Here is a 19,488-nt window from a genome sequence, read left to right on the forward strand (position 1 = left end):
CTGGAAATCGGCGATGAACCAGTTTGCTATCCTGTTCGGAGACCGATTTATGCAGGCGCGCGGATAACGTGCTGTTCAACCGCCTCGCCCACAAAAATGCGGACAGGTTCGTGGATATCCACATCGGGATCGGCTCGTTTCGTCGATCCGAGATTCACTCTCACCGATCGAATACACAGGATCGCGAGTGGGTTTGTCGACCGGATATTCACACCGGAACACTTACGCTGCGCAATCGCAAGGGCGCTCGCACCGTTGAAATACACAGCGCTTCGAGTGGCTGCGGTAGTGGTTATCCACCGCCCGAACCGACCCTGTCGTCCGGTCTCGCGCGCACCCTCACCGTTGAAAACCACAGCACTTCGAGTGACTTTGAGAGGCGGATATCCACATGGACGAGAATCCGTGAGTCGGCCGGCGAAGTACGTTTCCGAGGGCCACGACGACCGGAAGTCCACGCCGGCATCGGCACGCTGTCCAATCGGGCGTCGACACTCACCTTCGAAATACACAGTGCCGCGAGTCGTTTGGCTGGCCGGATATCCACACGAGAATCCGCGTTGCCCTCGATAGCGTACTCGCTCCCGAGCCCGAAATGCGCGGCGCTTCAGACGACGTTGTCGGCCGAACGGCCGCGTCTTGACCGGCTGTCCGCCGATGGCGCACTCACGCTCACCATTGAATTACACAGCGCTTCGAGTCGCTTGAGAAGGTTGATACGCGCAATGAAATCCGCTCGCTGCGGACCACTTACCCGCGCTCACCGTTAAAATGCACAGCCCTTCGATTGGCTTCCCGAGCCGGATATCCACGTCGCCACGCACTCGACGTTCGGTCACGCATGCACGCGTTCGGCTAGAATGCGCGGCGCCCGGAACCGCGCCGGAGATCGGGAAGCCGCGCCGGAGCAGGCGCTTCGCGCGATCGGGCACCGACACTCACCGCTGAATTTCACAGCATTTCGCGTCGTTCATTGGATTGGTTATCCACAACCCTCTTCATGCATTACGTGGCATCCGGTCACCCTCACCGGTGAAATGCACAGGGCTGCGAGTCGTTTCGGTGCCGGATATCCACAACGGAGCGCGCGAAGGAACGTGCATCGGCACATCGGCGGAAGCGGCCTGCGCATCGACGCGCGGCAATCGGGCAATAGCAGGAAAGCCTTGTCCAGACAGCCTTGGCGGCACCCTCACCATTCAAATGCACAGCGTTTCGAGTCGCCTTGAGGGTGGGTTGTCCACATCCGGCTCATTGCGCCGACTCAAGCCGACACGCACTCCGGGCAACCTCACTCGGCAATCGAACGGATGACCGTTGCCGGATTGCCGCCGACCAGCGTATTCGGCGGAACGTCCCTGGTAACGACGGCCCCGGCCGCGACGACCGAATGCTCGCCCACCGTCACGCCGCCGATGATCGTCGCACCCGCGCCGACCCACACGTTCCGTTCGATCGCGATCGGCTTCGCGACGACGAAGTCGCGCCGCCGGGAAGGTTCGACCGGATGGCCGGACGTGATGAGGCTGACGTTCGGCCCGATCATCACGTCGTCGCCAATCTCGAGCCCGCCCAGGTCGTAGAACGTGCAGTTCTGGTTGACGAACACGTTGCGCCCGATCTTCATGCCGGCGCCGCCCGTCGCATGGAACGGCGGGATCAGCACGAAGCCGTCGTCCACCTGCGTGCCGATCAGCTCGCTGAACAGCGCGCGAACTTCTGCCGCATCGTCGAACGTCAGGCGGTTGAGCCGCGCGGTAATCGCCATCGCTCGCTTGACCTCGGCCACCATGGCCGCCGATTCCGGCGTTCTTCGCGGAATGATCATAGTGCGATCGTCGTTTGCCATTCGTTGCTTGTCTCCATGCGCGGTCGAACCGGCGGTGGGTGCGCGGCAGCGGCGCCGGGTTGAAGATTCCCGCGTTGCGCAAAGCGTCGCGATCGCGGATGAATGCCTGCACTGCCATGTGCACGCGTGCAGCGGGAGAGGCGGTGCATTGTAGTGACGCAGGCTTACACCGGGATTTTTCGACGTTATTCATAACTAGTTTCAATATAACTAGTTATTCGAATAATCCTTGTAACAGCGGGCTTCGCCCGGCCTTCTACCCGATTCATGTCCGACACAACACACCGGACGAGACGCGCGCAGCGGGCCGCCCCTAGCCGGGCGCGTCTGGCCGGCCGCCCCTGGCCGGGCGCCCCTGTCCGAACCTCCTGCGCTCGGGTACGCTTGAGCATCCACCGGACCCTGCCTGCACCCAAACGCGGAGGCACGATGAAGCTCTACTACTGGCCGAAGACCCGGGCATTCCGGGCGTTGTGGATGCTCGAGGAAATCGGCGTGGTGTACGAACTCGTGCCGATCGACCTGCGCTCGCACGAACAGGGCAGCGACGCGTTCGTCCAGGTCAACCCGATGGCCAAGCTGCCCGCGCTCGACGACGGCAGCGCGCCGTTCGCCGAATCGGGCGCCGTGCTGCTCTATCTCGCCGACCGTTGCCCCGGCGCCGGGCTCGGCATCGCACCCGACGATCCGCTGCGCGGCCGTTTCCTGCAATGGATGTTCTTCACGCCGACCTGCCTCGAACCGGCAATGGCCGAGAAGTTCACGGGCGCATCGGGCAATCCGGTCGCGTTCGGCTGGGGCAACATCACGCGCGTGCAGCGCGCGCTCGCGCAGACGCTCGCCCACAGCCCCTGGCTCGTCGGCGACCGCTTCACCGCGGCCGACCTGCTGCTCGCCAGCACGCTGAAGATCGCGTTCGACGCGCATCTGCTACCGCACGAAGGCGTGCTCGGCGACTACGTCGCGCGAGCCGAGGACCGCGACGCGTTCCGCCGCGCGGTCGCGATCGAGCAACGCGAAGCGGCGCGTCTGCTGCACGCGTGACGCATGCGGGGCGGCGCCCGCCGCCCCTCGAGCACACCTACGCAGCCGGCCCCTGCGCCGCCGCGCCCGCGTCGACCACCACGCCCGGCGAACCGCGCTCGTCGGTGTCGGCGTCGACCGGCACTATGTCGTGAAAATGCGTGTAGTCGATGTGCGTGATGCCGTCTTCGTCGTGCATCAGGTCGACATAGCGGTGACGCCAGCGGATCTCCCCGTGCGCCCACGAGTGACGCGCCTGCATGACCTGCGCGGTCGTCTCGTCCGAGCCCTCGATCGTGATCAGCAGCGACGCGTCGCGCGCGGCGAGCGATTCGGGCGTCTCGCCGAACAGCGCGCTCGATTCGTCGATCACGTGCATCAGGTTCCAGCCGAGCAGGAAGATCGGATGCTCGCTGCGCACGAGCGGCAGGTCGTGGATCTTGCGCAGCGAGTAGCCCTCGTGCGTGCCTTCGACACGCATCAGCCGCAATTTCGCCTGCGCCTCGGCAATCACGTTCTGGCGCGCATTCGCGGCGCGCACCATCAGCGTCATTCGGCCGTTCAGCGGCCGCACGATCGCATAGCGCGCGAACAGGATCTTCGCCTGCGGCCTGGAAAACCGCGCGAACACGAGCCCCGTGGCCAGCGCGATGCTCGACATCCCGACGAAGATCTCGAACGTCGCGACCAGGTGCGCATAAGTAGTCTGCGGATGCATGTCGCCGTAGCCGACGGTCGCGAGCGTCTCGACGCTGAAGAAGAACGCGCCGCCGAACCCGGCCGGCGACTGGTTCGCGATCGGCGCGTGGCCAAGCATGTAGAGCATCGCGAAGCCGCCGTTGAGCAGCAGGAACAGCACCGCGAGCGACAGGAAGAACACGGGCCAGCTCACCGTCAGCGCGCGGTGATAGAAGTCGCGCCAGCCGAGCGGCGGCATCCCGTACGCGATCACCGGGCGGGTGCCCGACCAGATCTTGCGGCCACGGCCGCGGGAAGCTGGGGAGGACGAATCGACGTTCATCGCGCGATGCCGGTTGCAGGAAGGCGATGAGCGTAGCACGCGCGGCGGCGGCCGGGAATGCGCGCCGATTCGGAATGGAAATTTGCCGCGCCGCCGGACGCGTGCGGCCGCGCAGCGTCGAAAAAAACCGGCCGCATGAAAGCAGCCGGCTGCATCGTCATCGTGCGGAAATGCGCGCGGTGCGCGCCGTTATCACTTCCGGTCGACGATCACCTGGTCGAACGTGCCGCCGTCGGCGAAATGGGTCTTCTGCGCGTTCGCCCAGCTACCGAAGACCTGCTCGACGCTGAACGTCTTCAGCGACTTGAACTCGGCCGCATGCTTCTTCAGCACGTTCGCGTCGCGCGGGCGCAGATGATGCTGCGCGATGATCTCCTGCGCTTCCGGCGTGTACAGGTAGTCGAGATACGCCTGCGCGACCTTGCGCGTGCCCTTCTTGTCGACGACCTTGTCGACGACGGCGACGGGCGGCTCCGCGAGGATGCTCGCCGACGGATATACGGCGTCGAACTGAGCGCCCGACGCGCCGGTGTCCATCAGCGCGACTTCGTTCTCGAACGTGACCAGCACGTCACCGATGCCGCGCTGCGTGAACGTCGTCGTCGCGCCTCGGCCGCCCGAGTCGAGCACCGGCACGTTGCGGAAGATCGCCTTCTCGAAGTCGAGCGCCTGCTGGTCGGTCGCGCCCTTCTGCTTCTGGAAGCCCCACGCGGCGAGATACGCGTAGCGGCCGTTACCCGACGTCTTCGGGTTCGCGATGATCACCTGGACGCCCGGCTTCGCGAGATCGCTCCAGTCCTTGATCGCCTTCGGGTTGCCCTTGCGCACGAGGAACACCATCGTCGTCGAGTACGGCGAGCTGTTGTCCGGGAAGCGCGCGCGCCAGTCCTTCGGCAGCAGCTGGCCGCGCTCGGCGAGCAGGTCGATGTCGTTCGGCTGGTTCATCGTCACGACGTCGGCCTGCAGCCCCTGCAGCACCGACAGCGCTTGCGCGCTCGACGCGCCGTGCGACTGCTTGAGCGCGACCGTCTCGCCGGTCTTCTGCTTGTATGCGGCGGCAAAGCTCGCATTGATGTCCTTGTACAGCTCGCGCGTCACATCGTACGACACGTTCAGGATCGACGTGTCCGCGTGCGCAACCGTCGCCGCCACGACCAGCGCCGCCGCCGCGCCCGTGTGCAGCCAGCGGCCGATTCCCTTGATGCTTGCCATCGTGATATACCCCGTTTCCAGTGGTGGTGAATGTGCGTGACGGCACGCGTACGCGCTGTCATCGAAACGTAAGCGGGCATTCTAGCGGCCGGCCGCGGCGCGCTTTCCAATCAGTCGTGGAAAGCAAATCTCGAATCCTGCTAAACGGCGGCGGACGCTCGCGCGCGCGCCAGATCCGGTGTTAAGATCGCCGTTCAGCCCACTTCACGGTTCATCCATGTCCGCTGCCCTGCGCTCGCTCCCGATCCTCGCCGCCGTCGCGGCAGGTGCGCGCGCGGCCGGGCTGAAACTGAAAAAACGACTCCTCGACTGACGGGGACGTCGCGTCCCGTCAGGCGAATGCCGGACGGGATGCCCGCAGGTCGTTTCTTTCTCCTTGCCCGCATGCCTCGTTCCGGCACTCCGCCGGCGGAACGGTTCCTTCCCACTCCGTTTCCACCATGAGGCTTTGCATGCACACACGTTTCGAAGGTATCTGGCTGCCGATCGTCACGCCGTTCCACCACGGCGAAGTCGATCATGCGGCGCTCGCGCGGCTCGCGCGCCACTATGCGGCCGCGGGCATCGCGGGTTTCGTCGCGGGCGCGACGACCGGTGAAGGCGTGCTGCTCGACGCGCGCGAACAGGACGCCGTGTTCGCGACGCTGCGCGACGCGGCGCCTGGCCTGCCGATCGTCGTCGGGCTGACCGCGAGCGCGACGCATGTCGCGGCGGCCCGCGCGAGCGAACTCGCCGCGCTGCGGCCCGACGGGCTGCTCGTCACGCCGCCCGTCTACGTGCGGCCGACGCAGGACGGCATCCGCCGCCATGTCGAGGCGATCGTCGACGCGGCCGACCTGCCGGTGCTCGTCTACAACATCCCGTACCGCACCGGCGTGAACGTCGAACTGGAAACGCTGCAGGCGCTCGCGCGCGACCCGCGCGTCGCGGGCATCAAGGAATGCGGCGGCACGCTCGACCGGATGAGCCGGCTCGTGCACGACACGCCGCTCGCGATCCTGTCCGGCGACGACAACCAGAACTTCGCGGCACTGTGCGCCGGTGCGCACGGCGCGATTGCCAGCAGCGCGCACGTGCTGCCCGAATGGTATGTGCGCATCCATGCGCTGCTGCGCGACGGGCGGCTCGCCGATGCACGGCGCCTGTCGGTCGCGCTGCAGCCGCTCGTCGCGGCGCTGTTCGCGGAGCCGAACCCTGCGCCGGTGAAGGCCGTGCTCGCCGCGCAAGGATGGTGCGAGGACGGGTTGCGGCTGCCGTTCGTGCCAGCGAGCGAGGGGTTGCGGGAAAGGCTGGCAGTCATCTGCTCGGCACTCGAAGAAATCGAGCCGGACGTCGCGGCAGCATAGGCCTCTACGCCGCGTGAGGCGCTGGCGACAGATGAATTTCAACCCGACGGATTATTTCAAACTGTCAGAACCAGAGACAGGCCGTACCGTGCAAGAAGGGCGTCGGCAGTCACGAGCTGAAGCGGTTCGTGCCGTGCCTGCGCGACCAGCAGGCGATCGAACGGATCGCGATGGTGGCGAGGCAAATCACGGACTGCGGCCCCATGCACGGCCCGAACCGGTAGCTCGCGAATCCCGCTTGCGCCGATCGAGCGGACCAGCTTGCCCACGTCGATGTCGAGCTTTCCCAAGCCGGCCTTGATGGCGGCCTCCCAGATACTCGCGCTGCTGACGAAACGTTCGTCGGCGGCCGAGATCAGTCTGCGCGCCCGTGCGCTGAGCTTGGGGTCATTGGTCACGATCCACAAAAAGATGTGCGTATCGAGCAACAGCCGCATCAGCGCCCTTCGAAAGCATCCAGCAGGTAATCGGGCAGCGGAGCGTCGAAGTCGTCCGCGATCCAGGCCTGCCCTTGCAGGACTCCAAACCGAATGGGTTGCCTGGCAGGCGCGAATCGATCGGCTGACGCCCCGTCACCGCGGATCGTGGCATCAGCCCGTTGCGATGAATCGAAAGCGCCGGCGTCGGGAATGTTCGCGTTTTGCATGATGACCTCCGTTACTGGGTGACCATCACTGTAGTCACGTTCGACCGATCGATCCATTCGGCCGATCGACAGAGGGGCTGCCGAGTCGCAACCCGCGGCGGCAATCGAACGTCTCGTCAGGCCGCCAGCGCCGCCAGCGCCCCCTCCGTCGCATCCCGCACCGCCTGCGTCACGATCCGCGCGAGCCGGTCGACGGTCGGCGTCGCCGACGACGTGCGCCGCAGCAGGATCAGCGGCAGGCTCGGCAGTTCCGGCAGCCCGGACGACGCCGCGTCGAGCACGCGCACCGACGCGGGCAGCCCGTAGTGCGAGCGCACCGTCAGCCCGAGGCCGGCTGCCGCCGCCGCCCATAGCCCGGCAAGGCTCGGCGTCGTGAACGCGACGCGCCACGGCACGCCCGCGCGGTCGAGCGCATCGGTTGCCGCGCCGAAGAACCGGCACGGCCGGTCGAACACGACGAGCGGCAGCGGCTCGCCAGGCGCGCGCACGGCACGGCCGCCCGCTTCGCCGGCCGTTTCGCCGCGCGCAACCGGTGCCGCACCGTCTTCCGCCCCCTCCCCGCCGCCGTCCGGCATCCCGAAACCGCCCGCGCCCACCGCGCCGATCCATTGCATCGGCACCTGCGCGATCGCTTCGCTGTCGATCCCTGCCCGCGACACGAGCGCCGCCGACGCCGGGTCGCCCCACACCAGCGCGAGATCGAGCTGGTTCGCATCGAGCCGGTCGAGCAGTTCGGCATTGCGCGCCACGCGCGCCTCGATCCTCACCTTCGGATGCGCGCGCGCAAATCGCCCGAGCACGTCGGGCAGGATCGCCTCGCCGAAATCCTCCTGCAGCCCGACGCGCACCCAGCCGTCGAGATTCACGCCGCGCACGGCCGCGGCCGCCTCGTCGTTCAGCTCGATCAGCCGGCGCGCATAACGCAGCATCGCGTCGCCGGCATCGGTCAGCGCGAGCCCGCGCCCGGCTTTCACGAACAGCGGCGTGCCGGCCTGCTCTTCGAGCTTGCGGATCTGCGCGCTCACCGCCGACGACGAGCGCGCGACGCGGTCGGCCGCCTTCGCGAAACTGCCGAGATCCACGCCCGCGACGAGGCTGCGCAACGCCGCCACGTCGAAATTGGGCCGGGCCTGCGCGGCATCGGCCATTGCGGGCGGCTCGCCGCCACCGCGGGGAAGGTCTTGTTCGGGCACGTCAATCATCCTGTTTTACCGAACGATTCGTCAAAAACTTTCCGATTTTCAGGATGAATGTAGGCCGCCAGACTGTCGATGTCAATTTCCAACCGGGCCTGCCGCCATGGATACCACCTGCATCGCTTCCCCCTCCTCGCCCGCCCGCGACGCGCGCGGGCCCGCCCACCGCTGGCGCGTGCTGGCGGCCGGCGTCGCCGCGAACATGAGCTTTTCGGCCGCCGCGGCCGGCATTCCGACCACCGCCGTGTGGATGCGCACGGCCTATCACCTCGACAACGGCGCGCTCGGCCTCGTGCTCGGTGCGCTCGGCTTCGGCGTCGCACTGTCCGAGCTGCCTTGGGGGATCGCCGCCGACCGTTTCGGCGATCGCCGCGTGCTGCTGAGCGGGCTCGTCGCGACGGCCGCGATGCTCGCGCTGATGGTGTGCACGATCGTCCCGACCGCGCACGCGGTGCCGCCGCTGATGCGCGTCGTCGCGATGATGAGCTGCGTCGGCCTGCTTGGCGGCAGCGTGAACGGGTCGAGCGGGCGGGCGGTGATGCGCTGGTTCGGCGAGCGCGAACGCGGCCTCGCGATGAGCATCCGCCAGACGGCCGTGCCGCTCGGCGGCGGCATCGGTGCGGCACTGCTGCCGTCGCTCGCGTCGCACCTGGGTTTCGCCGCGGTGTTCGGTGCGCTGATGCTGTTGTGCGCGGGATCGGCCGCGCTGACCTGGCGCTGGCTGCACGAACCGCCCGCCGCGCCGGCCGCCGTGCACGGCACCGTGCATCGTCCCGTCGAACAGCAGCAGCCCGCCCGGCATGCGCGCGGCCCGCTTGCGAGCGGCCGCGTGTGGCGCATCGTGCTCGGCATGGGCCTGCTGTGCACGCCGCAGTTCGCGGTGCTCACGTTCGCGACGGTGTTCCTGCACGACTTCGGCCGGCTCGGCCTCGCCGGCATCAGCGCGGCGATGGTCGCGCTGCAGCTCGGCGCGATGGTGATGCGCGTCTGGAGCGGCCGTCATACCGACCGGCACGGCAACCGCCGCGCGTACCTGCGCGGTTCGGTGCTCGTCGCCGCCGGGTCGTTCGCGCTGCTTGCAGCCGCGACGGCCGGCAGCCCGCACGTGCCGCTCGCAGCGATCGTCGCGATTCTCGTGTTTGCGGGCGTCTGCGTATCGGCATGGCACGGAGTCGCGTATACGGAGCTCGCGACGCTCGCCGGCGTGAACCACGCGGGCACCGCGCTCGGGATGGCGAACACGATCGTCTACCTCGGGCTGTTCGCGACGCCGCTCGCGATTCCGCCGTTGCTCGCCGTCAGTTCGTGGAGCGTCGTCTGGCTCGCGGCCGCGCTGGTCGCCGGCGCGACCTATCCGCTGTTCTCGCGGTAGCGGGCACGCGCAAACCGTCAGAACTTGTACACGGCCGAGAGCATCGCCGAGCGACCGTCGCCGAACTCGACCGCGGACGATCGCGATTCGCTTCCCGACACCTGCCGCACGCGCTCGACATATGCGCGGTCGAACAGGTTGTCGACGTTCAGCTGGAAACGCAGCCGGCGGCTCACGTCGTAACCGGCCATCAGGTTGTGCACCCAGTACGCGCCAAGCTGGCCGTCGCCTTGCGACGTCACGTTGCGCCGGCCGACGAAATGCGAACCGTAGCCCACCGTCCAGCCGGCCGGCAGCCGATAGGTCGTCCACAGATTGAACGCGTGCCGCGGCGTGTTGCCGAGCGCCTGCCCGTCGCGGCGCGGCGAAGACGGCGAACTCAGCGTGACGCTCGCCAAATACGTGTAGTTCGCGAACACGTCCCAACGCGGCGTCACCTTGCCGGCTGCACCAAGCTCGATGCCGCGCACGCGCTGCCGGCCAGCGAGCGCGTAGCTGCCGTCGGCCATCCGTTCGCGCGCGTTCTTCTTTTCGGTCTGGAACAGCGCGCCGTTCAGCGCGACGCCGGCAAGTCCCTCCCATTTCGCGCCGAGTTCGAAGCTCTCGTTCTTCTCGGGCGCGAGCGCGCCCGTCGCCGCGCTCACGCCCGAGCCTGTCGTGACGAGAAACTCGGCGGACGGATTGAACGACGTGCCGTACGCGAAATACGCACGGCCGTTGTCGGTCGGCTTGAACACGAGCCCGGCGCGCGTGCTCAGGTGACGGTCGGCGCTGTCTGCGCGCTCGGTCGGCTTGCCGGCCGGCGTGCCTTCCGAGCGGCCGTCGATCCAGTCGTGCCGCAGCCCGACGTCGACGTCCCAGTACCGGCCGAGCGCGATCGTGTCGAACGCGTAGAGCGCCTTCACGACCAGCGCCGTGTCGTTGTGCGCGCTGTCCTGGCGCTGCGCGGGGCCGCGCCAGTCGCCGGGCGGCGCGGCGAGCGGGAAACCGCCGGCCGGGTAGAACCGGTTGAGCCCATATGAATAGGTCGTGCGGTCGTACGTTTCCCGCGAGATCTCGAAGCCGGCAACGAGCGTGTGCCCGAGCCCGAACGTGCCGAACGTGCTCGTGACGTTCGTCTGGTTCGCCCACATCGCCGTCGACGCATCGCGGCCGTAACCCTGCGGCCCGGCCGGTTTGTAGCGCCCGGGCGGCAGCCCCTGCAGGTTCACGTGCGACGCGGAGATCACCGTGTCGCGATGCAGGTGCGCATAGCGGCTCAGGTTCTGCAGCTTCAGGTTCGACGACACGTCGTGTTCGGCCTTCACGGTGAATGTGTCGGACGTGATGCGTTCGCGGTCGAGGTTGCGCCAGCCGAAATAGCTGTCGCGCGACACGCCGCCCAGCACCTGCCCGTTGTGCGCGGGCAGTCCGTAGTCGGGCAGGTTGTTGTCGTCCTGGTGGAAATAGCCGAGCGTGACGCGCGTCGGCGTGCCGAGGCCGAACGCGAGCGATGGCGCGACGCCCCAGCGCCGCTTGCGGATGTCGTCGCGGCCCGGCACGTCGTTGACGTGCGCCATCGCGTTCAGGCGGAACGCGGCCCTGCCGTCGGTACCCGGCAGCGGCCGGTTCGCATCGAGCGTCACGCGCCGGTAGTCGGACGTGCCGAGCGTCGCACCGGCTTCCGTGAATGCACCGGCCTTCGGTGCCTTGCTGACCAGATTCACCGAACCGCCCGTGGTGCCCGCGCCGCCGAACACCGAGTTCGGCCCCTTGATCACTTCGACCGCCTCGACGTTGAACAGATCGCTGCGATTGTTCTGCGCGCTGTCGCGCAGGCCGTCGAGCTGCAGGTTCGCGCTCGCGCCGAAGCCGCGGATGTTGAACATGTCGCCCGACCCGCCGCCGCCCTCGCCCGCGTTGAACGTGATGCCCGCGACGTTCGACAGCGCTTCGCGCAGGCTCAGCGCCTGCTGCTCGTCGAGCACCGCGCGCGGCACGACGGTGATCGTCTGCGGCACGTCGAGCAGCGGCGTCGCGTATTTCGCGGAGCCGGAGCGGTCGACGCGCGAACCGGTGTCGCGGTCGCCCTGCACGAAGATCGGGCTCAGGTGCGGCGCCTGCCGCGGGTCCGCCTCTTCCGCGCACGCCGGTGCGGCCGCACAGGTCATCATCGCGAACGCGACGGAAGCAGTCGCGCGACGCGGCGGCGTCGCGCTCGACACAATGCAAAGACTCATGTTCATTCCACCTCATTGACGAGAATGATTCTCATTCAATATGAATGAACATGGCATGGCAATTGGACGTGTTCGAATTTCGTTATGCGAACGAACCCGGAGACGAAACCGGCGCGCAACCGATCGGGCTGGCTCGCGCTGTCAGCCCGCCTCGCGCGCCAGCGCGCGCCGCGCGGCCGGCCGTTCGGCCTCGCGCTGCGCATGGGCGGTCCACGCGGGATGCCGCGTCATGTCGAGCCCGATCGCGACGCCCCAGCGATACAACACGAACAGGAACGGATCGACGATCGAATGGCCGCCCGGTTCGGCCCATGTGCGGCCGTCAGCGAGCGCGGCTTCGATCTTCTCGTTCGCGGCATCGATCGTACCGCGCCCGTGCGTGCTGACCGCACCGTGCAGGGCCGGGTCGCCGATGAAGCGGCCCGGCCGCCACAGCGCGCCGTAGCCGACGCCATGCACCCAGCCGACCAGCCAGGCGAGCCATTCGTGGCAGCGCGCCTCACGCAGCGGATCGTCGAGCGGCAGCAATCGCGCATCCGGATAACGGCGCGCGAGATACGTGAGGATCGCGGGCGTTTCGGTGAGCACGCGCGGCTCGCCCGGAATCGCGAGTACGGGCACGCGCGCCTTCGCGTTGATCGCGAGATAGCGCGCTTCGAGGTTCTGCTGTTTCTGCACGGAGACGATCTCGACGTCGAAAGGCGCGCCGGTTTCCTCCAGCGCGATGTGAGCGGCAAGCGAGCAGGCGCCCGGCGAAAGATAGAGACGGTATGCGTTCATGATGGTGTGGCCCGACCGGGCTGTGGAAGACGGAACCGAGTGTAGGAACGCGCGGCCGGGCGCCGCAAACGATGAATTGTCGTGCTCGGACATTAGTGTTACTAATATCCGCATGCGACGCATCCACCTCCCTCCGCTGCAGACGCTGCGCGCGTTCGAGGCCGCCGTGCGGCTGCAGAGCTTCACGCGCGCGGCCGACGCACTCGCACTCACGCAAGGCGCGGTCAGCCAGCACATCCGCACGCTCGAGGCGCAGCTCGGCTATCCGCTCTTCACGCGCGAGCGCAACGGCGCGACACCGACGCACGCCGCGCACGCGCTCGCGCTGCAGGTGCGTCAGGGCCTGAACGTGCTCGAACGCGCATTCGAGCCGACGCTCGCCGTGCGCAGCCGCCCGCGCACCTGCGACGTCACGCTGAACGTGAGCGTGCTGCCGAGCGTCGCCGAGCGCTGGCTTGCACCGCGCCTGCCGCGCTTCTCGGCCGCGCATCCGCACATCGCGATCGCGCTGCACCCGGACGCGACGCTCGCGCCGCTGCGCAAGCGCGACCGCATCGACGTCGCGCTGCGCTACGGGCCCGGCACGTGGCCGGGCGTCGTCGCCGAGAAACTGATGAACGAGACGATCTTTCCGGTCGCGAGCCCCGTGTACCGCAATCGCGACGGCGTCGCGCCGCGAGCGCCGGCCGATCTCGTGCGCGCGACGCTGCTGCGCCATCCCGCGCAGCCGTGGGAACCGTGGTTCCAGGCCGCGCGGCTCGACCTCACCGAATCCGCGCGCGCGCCGCGCTTCACCGATGCGAACGCGCTGATCGACGCGACGCTGAAAGGGCGCGGCGTCGCACTCGCACGCCGCTCGCTGATCGAGCCCGAACTCGCGGCCGGCACGCTCGTGCGCGTGTCGACGGTGCGCGTGACCGACGTGTATGCGCACTACGTCGTGTGGCGCCCCGGCCATCCGCACGAAGCGGCGATCCGCACCTGGCTCGACTGGCTGCGCAGCGAAGTACGGCGCAGGACACCGCGGCGCTGACAGCCGGCGATCGGCGATGGCCGCACGCACGCGAAAGTAATCCGTTAATTTGACGAAAGCGTTTCGCGATCACTCACCGATCGCAAACGATTCACCGAAACGTCGCATCGTATCGGCATACTCGAAAACGTTTCCCGATCAGCCTGCCAGGAGAGAAGTCATGCGTCGCGTTTCCGCCGTCGTCGTTCTTTGTGCCGCCGCTTTGGTCGCCGCCTGCAGCGACGACGCGCCGCACGACGCGCACGCGGCCGATGCCTCGCAGCAGGCCGGCGCATCGAGCGGCTCCGCCAGCGCGTTCAACAGCAATGCGACCGCGAATGCCGCCGCGTCCGATGCCGCGCCGCTCGCACCGCCCGTCGTGCACTACCCGCCCGATGACGACGACGATGCGAAGCCCGCGTCGAACGCGGCCGCGTCGGCCTCCGCTGCATCTTCGCCGGGCTGATCGCGCCGTTTCCGCCCCCGACCGCAGAACCGAGGTGGTCAGACCGCGTGCGCGAGCGCGCGGTCGACGAGCGCGGCCTCGAAGCCGTCGTCCGCATCGCGAAAGCGCAGCGGCGCCGCGCAATGGACGAGCGTGTCGACGAAGTACTTCGCGCGCGGCCACGGCCCGAAGCCGGCTGCCGTATTGATGTGCCCGGCGTCGCCGAGGTTCACGAACGCGCTGCCCAGGCGCTGCGCGAGCGCCCGCGCATCGGCGAGCGGCATCCACGGATCGGTCTCGCTGCCGATCACGATCGACGGCACCGCGAGCCGGCGTGCGTCGAACGGCCCGGCAAACGTGAATTTCTTCGGACTGGCGGGCGCGACGAGCAGCACGCCCGCGACATCGCCCGTATGCGGCCACTGCGCAAGCGCATGCGCGGCCGCAAGGCAGCCGAAGCTGTGCGCGGCGAGCACGAACGGGCCGCGCTCGCGGTCGAGCAGCGCGCGCACGGACTGCGCCCAGCGCGCGAGATCGGGCGCGTCCCAGTCGTCCTGCTCGACGCGCAGCGAGCGCGGGAACTGCCGCTCGAGCCAGGTCTGCCAGTGAGCGCCTTCGCTGCCGTGCAGGCCCGGTACGGTGACGAGCCGCGGCGGCCACGCCGATTTGCTGCATGCGCGCATGATTGCCCTCGCTTGCTTGAAGACGAGTTTCGATTGTGGCGCGCGGCGCCCGGCGGCCGAACCAATATTTTGTGCTTTGCTTTTGCGCGCGCCGGCCCGCGCGACGGCGCGATTCGCGTCGAAACCGTAGAATGTGGGCTTCCCGTCAGCTTCACACGGAACCGGGCCCGGCGTCGACGCGCCGGGCCCGGTCGTCAGGAGACGCCCGATGTCCGCTACGCCCGCCGGCGCGCTGCGCCCGGCCCCTCTCGCCGTTCCCGTGACGAGCCTCGCCGGCGCGCGCGAAGTCACGCAATGAAGATCCTGTTCTACTCCCCGCACCAGGAAGCCGCCGCATGGCGCGACGAGATCGCGCACGCGCTGCCGGAAGCCGAACTGCGCGCATGGCAGCCGGGCGACACGGCCGCCGCCGACTACGCGCTCGTATGGCGCGCGCCGCGCGAGTTCTTCGCGCCGCGCGACGGCCTGCGCGCGATCTTCAACCTCGGCGCGGGCGTCGACGCGCTGCTCGCGCTCGACCGCGCGCATCCGGGCACGCTGCCCGCGCACGTGCCGCTCGTGCGGCTCGAGGATTCGGGCATGGCACGGCAGATGGTCGAATACGTGACGCACGCGGTACTGCGCTACCTGCGCCGTTTCGACGAATACGACGCGCAGCAACGCGAGCGCCGCTGGCAGCCGCTCGAACCGCATCCGCGCGCAACGTTCACCGTCGCCGTGCTCGGCCTCGGCGTGCTCGGCGCGCAGGTCGCGCTCGCGCTCGCCGCGCTCGGCCTGCCGGTGCGCGGCTACAGCCGCGGCGCGAAGCAGCTCGACGGCATCGCGACCTTCGCCGGCGACGGCGCGTTCGATGCATGCATCGACGGTGCGAAGGTGCTCGTCAACCTGCTGCCGAGCACGCCCGACACCGACGGCATCCTGTCGTCGCGCGCGTTCGCGCGACTCGCGCCCGGCGCGTACGTCGTCAACGTCGCGCGCGGCACGCATCTCGTCGAGGCCGACCTGCTCGACGCGCTCGCGAGCGGCCGGATCGCCGCGGCAACGCTCGACGTGTTCCAGCACGAACCGCTGCCGGACGACCATCCGTTCTGGCGCGCGCCGCGCATCACGATCACGCCGCACAGCTCGGCCGAAACGCTGCGCGCGGAGGCCGTCGAGCAGATCGCCGGCAAGATCCGCGCATTCGAGCGCGGCGAGCGCGTCGGCGGCATCGTCGACTACGCGCGCGGCTACTGAATACAGACAAAACCGGAGACAACCATGAGCTTCCCCACCGCCGTCAAGATCGTCGAAGTCGGCCCGCGCGACGGGCTGCAGAACGAGAAGACCTTCGTGCCGACCGACGTGAAGATCGCGCTCGTCGACCGCCTGTCGCGCGCCGGCTTCCGCAACATCGAGGCCGCGTCGTTCGTGTCGCCGAAATGGGTGCCGCAGATGGCCGACGGCGCCGACGTGATGGCCGGCATCGAGCGCCGCGCGGGCACCGTGTACTCGGTGCTCACGCCGAACCTGAAGGGCTTCGAGAACGCGCTCGCCGCGCGCGCCGACGAAGTCGTGATCTTCGGCGCGGCGAGCGAGGCATTCTCCCAGCGGAACATCAACTGCAGCATCGCCGAGAGCATCGCGCGCTTCGAACCCGTCGCGAAGGCCGCGAAGGATGCGGGCCTGCGGCTGCGCGGCAGCGTGTCGTGCACGCTCGGCTGCCCGTACCAGGGCGAGGTGCCGGTCGCGTCGGTCGTCGACGTCGTCGAACGCTTCGCGGCGCTCGGCTGCGACGAAATCGACATCGCCGACACGATCGGCGTCGGCACGCCGAAGCGCACGCGCGAAGTGCTGTCGGCCGTCACGCGCGTGTTCCCGCGCGAACGCCTGTCGGGCCATTTCCATGACACCTACGGCCAGGCGCTCGCGAACATCTACGCTGCGCTGTTCGAAGGGATCGAGATCTTTCACGCGTCGGTCGCCGGCCTCGGCGGCTGCCCGTACGCGAAGGGCGCGACCGGCAACGTCGCGACCGAGGACGTGCTGTACCTGATGCAGGGCCTCGGCATCGACACCGGCGTCGATCTCGCGCAAGTCGTCGCCGCCGGCGACTTCATCTCGAACGCGATCGGCCGCACGAACGTGTCGCGCGCCGGTCGCGCGCTGCTCGCCAAGGCGCAGAGCGCGGCCGACGCCGCGAACTGCGTCTGACCCCGGCATTCCATGGATTCCTCAACATGACGACACCTGCTTCATTCGATTCCCTCCCCGATTCCGCGCGAAGAGTCGCGCTGCTGCTGCGCGAGCGCGGCCATGCGAAAGGCATCGTGATGCTCGCCGAAACCGGCAAGACGTCGGCCGAGGCGGCAGCCGGGCTCGGCTGCTCGGTCGCGCAGATCGCGAAGTCGATCCTGTTTCGCCGGCAGTCGGACGACGCGCCCGTGCTCGTGGTCGCGAGCGGCGTCAACCGCGTCGACGAGAAGAAGGTCGCCGCGCAGGTCGGCGCAGTGGGCCGCGCGGACGCGAAGTTCGTGCGCGACAACACCGGCTATGCGATCGGCGGCGTCTGCCCGATCGGCCATCTCGTCGAACCCGTCACGCTGATCGACGCCGACCTGCTCGAGCTCGACAGCCTGTGGGCGGCCGCCGGCCATCCGCACGCGGTGTTCAACCTGTCGCCGCACGAACTCGTGTCGCTGACGGGTGCGCCGGTCGCGGACGTCGCATTGCGGGACAACGCATGAGCGACGTACCGGTGTCGGTGCCGGTCGGCACGGTCGCATCGCCGTGCACGGACGTCTGCAGGATCGATCCGCGCACCGACTGGTGCGCGGGCTGCCTGCGCACGCGCGACGAGATCAAGGGATGGCGTGCGTCGGACGACGACGCGAGGCGCGCGCTGCTCGCGCGGCTCGATGCGCGGAGGCGCATGCTCGCCGGGAGCGGCACATAAAAAAAGAGCCGTTCAGCCTCACGGGCGAACGGCATCGAGATCGGAATCCTGTGAACGTGATCAACGTCACAGCCCGCATGATACGAGCGACGCGGCCGCATCGCATCGGGTGTTTCCCTACAACTTCTTACAGCGTCTTTCGCGCGTGCGCGCGGGCCCGTTTCGAACGCAATCCAAACGCAATCCGCGTTCCTGAAATCCACCCGTCGCGGCGCCGAATCGTACGACCGTTTCAGTTGCCGACCGCCGTGCGACGCGCGGGCACGATGCGCCAGCCGAGATTCACGCCGGCCGCCGCGAGCAGGATCAGCAGCGCGCCGAACACCTGCGTCCACGCGAGCGTCTGCCCGAACGCAACGCGATCGACGACGATCGCGACGACCGGATACACGAACGACAGCGCGCCGGTCATCGCGGTCGGCAGCTTCTGGATCGCGCCGTACAGCAGCACATACATCAGGCCCGTGTTCACGACGCCGAGCACGACGAGGTCGAGCCATTGCCCGGCAGTCGCGGGCAGCGTATCGAAGTGCGCGAACGGCGCGAGCAGCACGATCCCGAGGCCGGCCTGCAGCAGCGCGAGCAGATGCGGCGGCGTGCCCTTCAGATGCTTCGTGACGATCGACGAGATCGCATACAGGAATGCCGCGCCGAGCGACAGCGCGACGCCTTCCAGATATTCGCCCGGCACCGCGAGCACGGCCGGCTCGACGCGCACCACGAAGACGAGCCCGGCGAACGCGAGCGCGAGCCACGCGATCGTCGACGCGGTGATCCGTTCGCGGAACACGATCGCGCCGAGCGCGACGAGCATGAACGGCTGCGTGTTGTAGACGGCGGTCGCCATCGAGATCGACGCGCGCGAATAGGCGGCGAACAGCAGCAGCCAGTTCGCGACGATCGCGACGCTGCCGAGCGTCGCGAGCGCGAGCATCCGCGGCGAGAACAGCGAGCGGCGCAGGAAGCCGAACGCCGCGCAGACGATCGCAAGCGTCGCGGCGCCGAACAGGCAGCGGAAGAACACGACGTTCGTCAGCGGCTGCCGCGACGACATCACGAGCCAGCCGATCGTGCCGGACATCATCATCGCAACGACCATCTCGGCGGCACCGCGGCGAATTTCATTCGAAGCCATCATGAACTCCGTTGATGAGAGTGGATGACTTCGATTCTAGAAACTTGCTTTCGCCGAAACCACGGCTAAACTGAAGTGAATCAGCCGATTTACCTTCGAAAGCAAAGCGATCATGCCGAAACGCCTTTCCCCACCCGCCGTCGCGTCGCTCGACGCGACCGACCGCGCGATCCTCGCGGCGCTGGCCGACGACGCGCGCATCGCGACCAGCGAGCTCGCGCGGCAGATCGGGCTGTCGGCGCCCGCGACCGCCGACCGCGTGCGGCGGCTCGAGGCACAAGGCGTGATCGCCGCGTTCACCGTCGAGCTCGACCCGCGCGCGCTCGGCTACACGCTGCAGGCGATCGTCCGCGTGAAGCCGCTGCCCGGCCAGTTGCATCTGGTCGAGGAGTTGCTGCGGCGGATTCCCGAATTCGTCGAATGCGACAAGGTGACCGGCGACGACTGCTTCATCTGCCGGCTCTACCTGCGCACGATCGCGCACCTCGACGACATCCTGTCGAAGGTGACGGAGCGCGCGGAGACGAGCACCGCGATCGTGAAATCGACGCCCGTGCCGCGCCGCCTGCCGCCGCTCGCCGACGACGACAGCGCACAGCGCTGAGCGGCCGGCG

Annotated in this window: 20 protein-coding genes; 10 read left to right on the forward strand and 10 right to left on the reverse strand. The window is 68.3% G+C overall.

The features are described from left to right. Positions 1 to 1,291: 1,291 nt before the first annotated feature. Positions 1,292 to 1,849, reverse strand: a complete 558-nt coding sequence (locus ACNQQL_RS33105; protein ID WP_347068559.1) for a sugar O-acetyltransferase — start codon at positions 1,847 to 1,849, stop codon at positions 1,292 to 1,294. Between the two features lie 429 nt (positions 1,850 to 2,278). On the opposite strand from ACNQQL_RS33105, the gene ACNQQL_RS33110 reads away from it, so the two are divergent. Next, positions 2,279 to 2,893: a glutathione S-transferase family protein gene (locus ACNQQL_RS33110; protein WP_034179197.1), complete on the forward strand. Its 615-nt coding sequence runs from the start codon at positions 2,279 to 2,281 to the stop codon at positions 2,891 to 2,893. Between the two features lie 37 nt (positions 2,894 to 2,930). Here ACNQQL_RS33110 and ACNQQL_RS33115 read toward each other — a convergent pair whose 3' ends face one another. Beyond that, on the reverse strand, positions 2,931 to 3,893 hold the full coding sequence (locus ACNQQL_RS33115; protein WP_072437431.1) for an ion channel: 963 nt from the start codon (positions 3,891 to 3,893) through the stop codon (positions 2,931 to 2,933). A 192-nt stretch (positions 3,894 to 4,085) separates the two neighbouring features. Continuing rightward, positions 4,086 to 5,105 (reverse strand): sulfate ABC transporter substrate-binding protein, encoded by a 1,020-nt coding sequence (locus ACNQQL_RS33120; protein WP_072437433.1) that lies wholly within the window; start codon positions 5,103 to 5,105, stop codon positions 4,086 to 4,088. A gap of 452 nt (positions 5,106 to 5,557) precedes the next feature. Between ACNQQL_RS33120 and dapA the strand changes: the two genes are divergently transcribed. Beyond that, a complete protein-coding gene (gene dapA / locus ACNQQL_RS33125) occupies positions 5,558 to 6,451 on the forward strand; it encodes a 4-hydroxy-tetrahydrodipicolinate synthase (protein WP_347068562.1) in 894 nt (297 codons plus the stop codon). 56 nt (positions 6,452 to 6,507) lie between these two features. On the opposite strand, the gene ACNQQL_RS33130 is transcribed toward dapA, so the two are convergent. From ACNQQL_RS33130 to ACNQQL_RS33140, 3 genes are all read right to left on the reverse strand, one after another. Next, positions 6,508 to 6,888 (reverse strand): type II toxin-antitoxin system VapC family toxin, encoded by a 381-nt coding sequence (locus ACNQQL_RS33130; protein ID WP_347068564.1) that lies wholly within the window; start codon positions 6,886 to 6,888, stop codon positions 6,508 to 6,510. Beyond that, positions 6,888 to 7,097: a hypothetical protein gene (locus ACNQQL_RS33135; protein ID WP_347068566.1), complete on the reverse strand. Its 210-nt coding sequence runs from the start codon at positions 7,095 to 7,097 to the stop codon at positions 6,888 to 6,890. Before ACNQQL_RS33135 ends, ACNQQL_RS33130 begins: the two co-directional genes overlap by 1 nt. A gap of 116 nt (positions 7,098 to 7,213) precedes the next feature. After that, complete coding sequence (locus ACNQQL_RS33140) at positions 7,214 to 8,299, reverse strand: LysR substrate-binding domain-containing protein (RefSeq protein WP_347068568.1); 1,086 nt, start codon at positions 8,297 to 8,299, stop codon at positions 7,214 to 7,216. Positions 8,300 to 8,396: 97 nt separating this feature from the next. Between ACNQQL_RS33140 and ACNQQL_RS33145 the strand changes: the two genes are divergently transcribed. Continuing rightward, the gene (locus ACNQQL_RS33145; RefSeq protein ID WP_347068570.1) at positions 8,397 to 9,665 is read left to right on the forward strand and encodes an MFS transporter; all 1,269 of its coding nucleotides are present in this window, start codon (positions 8,397 to 8,399) and stop codon (positions 9,663 to 9,665) included. Between the two features lie 17 nt (positions 9,666 to 9,682). Here ACNQQL_RS33145 and ACNQQL_RS33150 read toward each other — a convergent pair whose 3' ends face one another. Both ACNQQL_RS33150 and ACNQQL_RS33155 read right to left on the reverse strand, forming a co-directional pair. Next, positions 9,683 to 11,884 (reverse strand): TonB-dependent siderophore receptor, encoded by a 2,202-nt coding sequence (locus ACNQQL_RS33150; protein ID WP_347068572.1) that lies wholly within the window; start codon positions 11,882 to 11,884, stop codon positions 9,683 to 9,685. Between the two features lie 141 nt (positions 11,885 to 12,025). After that, positions 12,026 to 12,664 carry a glutathione S-transferase family protein gene (locus ACNQQL_RS33155; RefSeq protein WP_175963767.1) on the reverse strand — a complete coding sequence of 213 codons (639 nt, stop codon included), beginning with the start codon at positions 12,662 to 12,664 and terminating at the stop codon, positions 12,026 to 12,028. A 112-nt stretch (positions 12,665 to 12,776) separates the two neighbouring features. On the opposite strand from ACNQQL_RS33155, the gene ACNQQL_RS33160 reads away from it, so the two are divergent. Both ACNQQL_RS33160 and ACNQQL_RS33165 read left to right on the forward strand, forming a co-directional pair. Further along, on the forward strand, positions 12,777 to 13,697 hold the full coding sequence (locus ACNQQL_RS33160; RefSeq protein ID WP_204424790.1) for a LysR substrate-binding domain-containing protein: 921 nt from the start codon (positions 12,777 to 12,779) through the stop codon (positions 13,695 to 13,697). Positions 13,698 to 13,857: 160 nt separating this feature from the next. Next, a complete protein-coding gene (locus tag ACNQQL_RS33165) occupies positions 13,858 to 14,142 on the forward strand; it encodes a hypothetical protein (RefSeq protein ID WP_347068574.1) in 285 nt (94 codons plus the stop codon). 38 nt (positions 14,143 to 14,180) lie between these two features. Here ACNQQL_RS33165 and ACNQQL_RS33170 read toward each other — a convergent pair whose 3' ends face one another. Next, positions 14,181 to 14,804 carry an alpha/beta hydrolase gene (locus ACNQQL_RS33170; protein WP_347068576.1) on the reverse strand — a complete coding sequence of 208 codons (624 nt, stop codon included), beginning with the start codon at positions 14,802 to 14,804 and terminating at the stop codon, positions 14,181 to 14,183. Positions 14,805 to 15,098: 294 nt separating this feature from the next. On the opposite strand from ACNQQL_RS33170, the gene ACNQQL_RS33175 reads away from it, so the two are divergent. Genes ACNQQL_RS33175 through ACNQQL_RS33190 form a run of 4 tightly spaced genes read left to right on the forward strand, consistent with a single transcriptional unit; the run spans position 15,099 to position 17,739 of the window. Continuing rightward, the gene (locus ACNQQL_RS33175) at positions 15,099 to 16,040 is read left to right on the forward strand and encodes a glyoxylate/hydroxypyruvate reductase A (RefSeq protein ID WP_347068578.1); all 942 of its coding nucleotides are present in this window, start codon (positions 15,099 to 15,101) and stop codon (positions 16,038 to 16,040) included. Between the two features lie 24 nt (positions 16,041 to 16,064). Next, complete coding sequence (locus ACNQQL_RS33180; protein WP_034179209.1) at positions 16,065 to 16,997, forward strand: hydroxymethylglutaryl-CoA lyase; 933 nt, start codon at positions 16,065 to 16,067, stop codon at positions 16,995 to 16,997. A gap of 26 nt (positions 16,998 to 17,023) precedes the next feature. Further along, positions 17,024 to 17,530, forward strand: a complete 507-nt coding sequence (locus tag ACNQQL_RS33185) for a YbaK/EbsC family protein (RefSeq protein ID WP_310135451.1) — start codon at positions 17,024 to 17,026, stop codon at positions 17,528 to 17,530. Next, on the forward strand, positions 17,527 to 17,739 hold the full coding sequence (locus ACNQQL_RS33190) for a DUF1289 domain-containing protein (protein ID WP_072437453.1): 213 nt from the start codon (positions 17,527 to 17,529) through the stop codon (positions 17,737 to 17,739). Before ACNQQL_RS33185 ends, ACNQQL_RS33190 begins: the two co-directional genes overlap by 4 nt. Positions 17,740 to 17,971: 232 nt before the next feature. Here ACNQQL_RS33190 and ACNQQL_RS33195 read toward each other — a convergent pair whose 3' ends face one another. Next, complete coding sequence (locus ACNQQL_RS33195) at positions 17,972 to 18,874, reverse strand: DMT family transporter (protein WP_175963761.1); 903 nt, start codon at positions 18,872 to 18,874, stop codon at positions 17,972 to 17,974. 112 nt (positions 18,875 to 18,986) lie between these two features. Between ACNQQL_RS33195 and ACNQQL_RS33200 the strand changes: the two genes are divergently transcribed. Next, on the forward strand, positions 18,987 to 19,478 hold the full coding sequence (locus ACNQQL_RS33200; protein ID WP_072437457.1) for an Lrp/AsnC family transcriptional regulator: 492 nt from the start codon (positions 18,987 to 18,989) through the stop codon (positions 19,476 to 19,478). The last annotated feature ends 10 nt before the right edge of the window (positions 19,479 to 19,488 follow it).

The sequence above is a fragment of the Burkholderia sp. LFS061 genome (assembly GCF_047978125.1).
Classification (GTDB): Bacteria; Pseudomonadota; Gammaproteobacteria; order Burkholderiales; family Burkholderiaceae; genus Burkholderia; species Burkholderia pyrrocinia_C.

Bases quoted from the DNA above. Each gene is read 5' to 3' on its own strand.
- ACNQQL_RS33115 (WP_072437431.1), bottom strand. From the start codon at position 3,893: ATGAACGTCGATTCGTCCTCCCCAGCTTCCCGCGGCCGTGGCCGCAAG.
- ACNQQL_RS33105 (WP_347068559.1), bottom strand. From the start codon at position 1,849: ATGGCAAACGACGATCGCACTATGATCATTCCGCGAAGAACGCCGGAA.
- ACNQQL_RS33155 (WP_175963767.1), bottom strand. From the start codon at position 12,664: ATGAACGCATACCGTCTCTATCTTTCGCCGGGCGCCTGCTCGCTTGCC.
- ACNQQL_RS33185 (WP_310135451.1), top strand. From the start codon at position 17,024: ATGACGACACCTGCTTCATTCGATTCCCTCCCCGATTCCGCGCGAAGA.
- ACNQQL_RS33145 (WP_347068570.1), top strand. From the start codon at position 8,397: ATGGATACCACCTGCATCGCTTCCCCCTCCTCGCCCGCCCGCGACGCG.
- ACNQQL_RS33120 (WP_072437433.1), bottom strand. From the start codon at position 5,105: ATGGCAAGCATCAAGGGAATCGGCCGCTGGCTGCACACGGGCGCGGCG.
- ACNQQL_RS33190 (WP_072437453.1), top strand. From the start codon at position 17,527: ATGAGCGACGTACCGGTGTCGGTGCCGGTCGGCACGGTCGCATCGCCG.
- ACNQQL_RS33110 (WP_034179197.1), top strand. From the start codon at position 2,279: ATGAAGCTCTACTACTGGCCGAAGACCCGGGCATTCCGGGCGTTGTGG.
- ACNQQL_RS33180 (WP_034179209.1), top strand. From the start codon at position 16,065: ATGAGCTTCCCCACCGCCGTCAAGATCGTCGAAGTCGGCCCGCGCGAC.
- ACNQQL_RS33175 (WP_347068578.1), top strand. From the start codon at position 15,099: ATGAAGATCCTGTTCTACTCCCCGCACCAGGAAGCCGCCGCATGGCGC.
- ACNQQL_RS33170 (WP_347068576.1), bottom strand. From the start codon at position 14,804: ATGCGCGCATGCAGCAAATCGGCGTGGCCGCCGCGGCTCGTCACCGTA.
- ACNQQL_RS33130 (WP_347068564.1), bottom strand. From the start codon at position 6,888: ATGCGGCTGTTGCTCGATACGCACATCTTTTTGTGGATCGTGACCAAT.
- ACNQQL_RS33165 (WP_347068574.1), top strand. From the start codon at position 13,858: ATGCGTCGCGTTTCCGCCGTCGTCGTTCTTTGTGCCGCCGCTTTGGTC.
- ACNQQL_RS33200 (WP_072437457.1), top strand. From the start codon at position 18,987: ATGCCGAAACGCCTTTCCCCACCCGCCGTCGCGTCGCTCGACGCGACC.
- ACNQQL_RS33195 (WP_175963761.1), bottom strand. From the start codon at position 18,874: ATGGCTTCGAATGAAATTCGCCGCGGTGCCGCCGAGATGGTCGTTGCG.
- dapA (WP_347068562.1), top strand. From the start codon at position 5,558: ATGCACACACGTTTCGAAGGTATCTGGCTGCCGATCGTCACGCCGTTC.
- ACNQQL_RS33150 (WP_347068572.1), bottom strand. From the start codon at position 11,884: ATGAGTCTTTGCATTGTGTCGAGCGCGACGCCGCCGCGTCGCGCGACT.
- ACNQQL_RS33160 (WP_204424790.1), top strand. From the start codon at position 12,777: ATGCGACGCATCCACCTCCCTCCGCTGCAGACGCTGCGCGCGTTCGAG.
- ACNQQL_RS33140 (WP_347068568.1), bottom strand. From the start codon at position 8,299: ATGATTGACGTGCCCGAACAAGACCTTCCCCGCGGTGGCGGCGAGCCG.
- ACNQQL_RS33135 (WP_347068566.1), bottom strand. From the start codon at position 7,097: ATGCAAAACGCGAACATTCCCGACGCCGGCGCTTTCGATTCATCGCAA.